General features: G+C 45.2%; 5 protein-coding genes. All 5 read right to left on the minus strand.

The annotated features are described in order from the left end of the window. Positions 1-50: 50 nt before the first annotated feature. Complete coding sequence (locus tag O9295_RS23940) at positions 51-359, minus strand: hypothetical protein (protein ID WP_288035822.1); 309 nt, start codon at positions 357-359, stop codon at positions 51-53. An 8-nt stretch (positions 360-367) separates the two neighbouring features. Next, on the minus strand, positions 368-1,645 hold the full coding sequence (locus tag O9295_RS23945; protein WP_288035824.1) for a glycosyltransferase: 1,278 nt from the start codon (positions 1,643-1,645) through the stop codon (positions 368-370). A gap of 132 nt (positions 1,646-1,777) precedes the next feature. Beyond that, positions 1,778-2,848 carry a formylglycine-generating enzyme family protein gene (locus O9295_RS23950; RefSeq protein WP_288035832.1) on the minus strand — a complete coding sequence of 357 codons (1,071 nt, stop codon included), beginning with the start codon at positions 2,846-2,848 and terminating at the stop codon, positions 1,778-1,780. A gap of 34 nt (positions 2,849-2,882) precedes the next feature. Beyond that, entirely contained in the window at positions 2,883-3,857 is a 975-nt protein-coding gene (locus tag O9295_RS23955) for a methyltransferase domain-containing protein (RefSeq protein WP_012266876.1), read from the minus strand. A gap of 273 nt (positions 3,858-4,130) precedes the next feature. Further along, positions 4,131-4,502, minus strand: coding sequence for a hypothetical protein (locus O9295_RS23960; RefSeq protein ID WP_288035833.1), 372 nt, complete (start codon positions 4,500-4,502; stop codon positions 4,131-4,133). Between the last annotated feature and the right edge of the window lie 115 nt (positions 4,503-4,617).

Raw genomic sequence — 4,617 nt, forward strand, 5'->3', positions numbered from 1 at the left:
TGGTGTGGGGTAAAATCGAAACGAATAGGCTTTTTCCATGTCCTTTCACACTAGCATATATTTCGTAAACGATGCTCATATTTAACAGTAAAGCCGTCGTAGAACGACGGGGTTTCAGACCCAAATTTTCGATGAACAAGGGTACAATGGGGGAAAGCATAATAATCGGGGTCGGCGGTCTTTCCCCAAGGAAAGTCATCGGCATTTTGAGCAAGCCATTCCATCCCCTCCTTGAGACTTAATCCCCGGTAATCGGTTTCCTGTTGACCTTGGGCCGCTTTTAAGTCCCGAAAATTAATGCTGCCAGAGGTTGAACGAGAGTTAAAAAGGGTTTGCGGGATGAGAGGAAAAGTTTTCAAAGGCTTTCCTATGGCTTGCCGGACTTTTCCGGTTTAACCTCCGTCACACGCCAACTGAGTTTTAAATTCATCCAGAAGTTCCAAACAGTAACCATAGCGATCGCAATTAAGTTAGCAATATAACGATTAATATGTAAGACATTGAAGAAAAAGTTCAAGAGCAGCACGTTGAGGATCAAACCGGCCAAACAAATAAGATTAAATTTAAGAAAACGTTTCAGACGCTGCTGCCACTGATTTTGGCCAGTGGACAAATCGCCAAAAGTCCAGCGATCATTCCAGAGAAAATTATTAATAATGGCCACCTCGGCGGCGATAATCTTACTGCGAGTTACTCCCCAAGCGAGGGTAGTGGGATCGCTGAGGAGATAAAAGATGGCCATATCGACGAATACGCCACTAAACCCGACTAAACTAAAGCGAAGAAAGCGAGCGAGGGGGAATTGCCAACGCCTTTTCAGGCCACCGAAACGACCGCGGGAACGCAATTTCAGCAAGTGCAGGATATATTCGATGTATTGTTGCCAGGTGACTTTGCTTTCACCGTCTTGACGCTCTTGGAAAACGTAACCCACTTCGGCGATCCGGTCGATATTGCCGCGACCGATAACTTCGAGGAGGATTTTATAGCCCATCGGGTTTAAGATCGGGCCAGCGATCGCTTGTCGATTAACCATGAAATAGCCACTCATCGGATCCGATACCCGTCCCACCACGTTAGGCAGAATGACTAATCCCAACAGCTGCGCCCCCCGGGAGAGGAAGCGTCGAGTCAGACTCCATTGGCTGACTCCACCCCCTTCCACATGGCGACTAGCCAGGGCGAGATCGGCTCCGGCTCTGGTTTGCTCGAATAATTTTAATAACACTTCCGGGGGATGCTGTAAATCGGCATCGATGACCCCAAGGATGTCGCCCCGTGCCACTTGCCACCCCCGTACCACTGCCGAGGATAGGCCTTTTTCTCCCTCCCGGCGCAGCACTCGCAGCTGGGGATATTCAGCGATTAAAGACGCGGCGACTTCCCAAGTGCGATCGGGACTATTATCATCGACAACGATCAGTTCGTAATCGTTGGGAAGGGCCTCGTCCAGTATTTGACTGAGAATGTTGACTAATTGAACGATATTTTGCCGTTCATTGTAGGTGGGAATGACTAGAGACAGGCTGAGAGAATAATTTTTTTCTTCTTCTAAATTGCCGTCGTCCGGGGGAGGAGGAGATAAAGGTACCTGTAGATCTCCTGTGGGGGGAGTTAAGAAAAGATGAGACTGCTGTACCTTCATGAAAAATTTGACCTCACTCGCGGTTGATTTAGCTATAGACGCACTGACAACGGCAGAAGATTCTGAATGCTTTTGGCAACCTAACCTATTGAACCATACCTTTGTCGTCTCTTGGGCGGACACAAGCATTGATTAACCGGTACTATCGGCCATGACTCGTAAACCCAAAACACTGTGGTGTTGATCGGGAAGGCAAAAGGTGCGATTGGCACTGCGTAGGTGCCTAGCTTCATCGCCCCAACTGCCCCCTCGCACTAAGCGGGCGGAACGATAACGGGGCTGCAAGCGAGTATCCCTGTCTAACCAAGCACTACCATCCAGGGGCGGGGTTCCCTCGTAATTCCGGTGCCAGCTATCGGCGCACCATTCGCCCACGTTGCCGTGCATATCGTAGAGACCGAAATTATTGGGGGCGAAACTGCCCACCGGGGTAGTCCTGGCCAGATAGGCGCTGGCTGGTTCTTCCGCGTAGGGATCATAGACGGCAAAGTAATTGGCCCGCTCGCTGGTGAGGGTTTCCCCGCAGTAAAAGGGGGTGGTTGTGCCGGCGCGACAGGCGTATTCCCAGCGTGATTCACTCGCTAGTCGGTAATCTTTGCCGGTGGATCGGGAGAGTCTTTGACAAAATTCGATCGCCTCGTACCAGGAGACTCTCTCAACGGGTAAGTTATCACCTTGGAAAAAGGAGGGCGCCGGGTTGAGTTCGAGATTAATTTTGGGAAGTTGTGCGATCGCTCGCCATTGTGCTTGGGTGATCGGGTATTTGCTCAGAAAAAAAGCCGCCGTCGTCAGGGAATTTTCTGGTTTTTCACTGCTAGTATGATCGCCTCTTTCTTCATTTTTCGAGCCTCGTCGAAAACTGCCCCCCGGAATAGCCACCATTTCTAGTTCGCTGCCGTTGCCTAGGGGTTCGCGCCAGGAGCGAGCGCTACCCTGACGGCGATCGATAATTTGCCCTCGACGATCAACGGTGACTGTTTCAAAGCTATATTCTGTCAACTGGAGATTTTGCGAATTTACTGGGCGAATTTGCCGCAAAAATTCCTCTATTGCCTCTATATTCTCGGCACTAGCTTGGTTTTGGTCGGCAGAATAACTGAGCCGAGAGGAGAGAAGGGTAGCTAGTCCGGCACTTCCTCCGGCTAGGGCCGCTAATTTCAGCAAACTACGTCGGTTTAAGAGGGGATTAGGGGGATAGTTCATATTTTTAGGAGACTGGTCTGATATTTAGGCATTTCTAATCTTGATAGAAACGACTTTTTACTAAACAATAGGCTCTTTCATCGCCGTCACGACTGGCGGGATCGGAGTTTTCGGTATTACCTACTGTTATATAATCGCAAATTTCCCAGCCGGTTCGCTGTAAAATTCGGCGTAACCCGGCATTAGAAAAGATCCAATAGTTGGTGGAATCATTATTTGCTTCTAGTTCATCGAGTAAATAGGCTAGAGGAATCGCGGAAAGATCGACTCGATTAGCGGCATTACTCACCGTATTAAACTTAGTGACGCGGGTGCTAATCAGGCAATAATTGGCAGATTTTGCTAAGGTTTCGAGGGCATAGTAGGGATTTTTGAGATGGTATAAAATTCCTAAGAAGATGACTAAACTATAGCTTTTTTCGGGAAGGAGAAACTGGGAATCTAAGTTAACATCATGAATCTCCACAGAGGAAGAAAGTGCGGTTTTGAGCAGTTTAACCCCCTGCATAAGATTAAAGTTAGTAGGAGCGTAGTCAACCACCTGTACTTTACAGCCCAAAGATTCCAGAAAAAACGCCAGATCGCCATCGGCACAACCAATATCAACAATCGGTTTTTCCGAGATTAATTCTAGTAGAAAACGGTTTTTACCCGTTAATAGTAATTCGAGGATCTCGAAGCAGGTTAAAGTGTTGTAAGGATACCAGCCAAAATTGTCGGGAGCCAGTTTTTCTTTTTCGGCATCTAATTGGACTCGAAACTGGCGGGCCTTATTTTTGATCACGCTAATATCGAGAAGTTTCGGACTAATTTCTTGCAGTTCGGGAATGGTTAAGGATAACTGACCTAATCTTTCATAAAGAGCATTTTTTTCCCGAATCATTTCTTGTTTTTCTTGATTCAAACTCTTCAGATGATCTTTGAGAGAATCTCGTTCTTCAATTAAAGTCTCTCGTTCATCAACTAAGCGAGGATATTTCCAGAACTTAAGATATTTCTTGATTTTCATCTATCAATAGGGAGGAATTAATTTTACTAAGTTAGTCTAGGTAGTCTCTGGCTGTTGGATATTTTTACCAAAACCACGCCAATAATACCCTCGATCGGGATCATTTGTCAAGATATTTACCAAAAATTTTGAGTTTTAAAGTCAGCTTATTATTGGCTTTTATCAATATTAAGCTGAGAATTTTTGCAGATGATTTATTTTAAAGGATTATAGATTCTGGGTAACTTCCTTAGAGAAAAATTGACCTCCTGACTCCTCTAATTCTACCCGTTACTAATGATTAGTTTCGATAATTTTAAAATATTTGGGAAAATCTCGACAATGGGGACAGTATTCGATCAAAACACTGGTGGGATTATGACAGGAAAGCTGCCGTTCAAGAAAATGAAAGTCTAAGGAAGCATAGATAAAGTAAACCGTATTTCTATCGATTTGATTTATTTGACAAATTTGTCTTTCTTGCAGGAATTTTAAGAGTTGATCTTGTTTTAAAAAGTGATAGTATAAATCTTGAAAGTTTCCATAACGGATCAATCGTGGTGATTTGTTTTCGGTGGCTAAAATATTTCTCCAGAGGAGAGTTTGCTGCAGGGTGAAGGTGAATCCTAATAAAATAATTAGGGCTCTTCGGGAATTGTTATGCAAATAATTAACTTAAAATAAAATTCGATGAGAGCGCCTACGCTCAAAAGTAGCTGAAATCCATACAGGGAAGGACTTAAGGCACAAACAGGTTAATACCAAAAGATAGACAATTGAG

Source organism: Microcystis sp. LE18-22.4A (assembly GCF_027531105.1).
Taxonomy (GTDB): domain Bacteria; phylum Cyanobacteriota; class Cyanobacteriia; order Cyanobacteriales; family Microcystaceae; genus Microcystis; species Microcystis aeruginosa.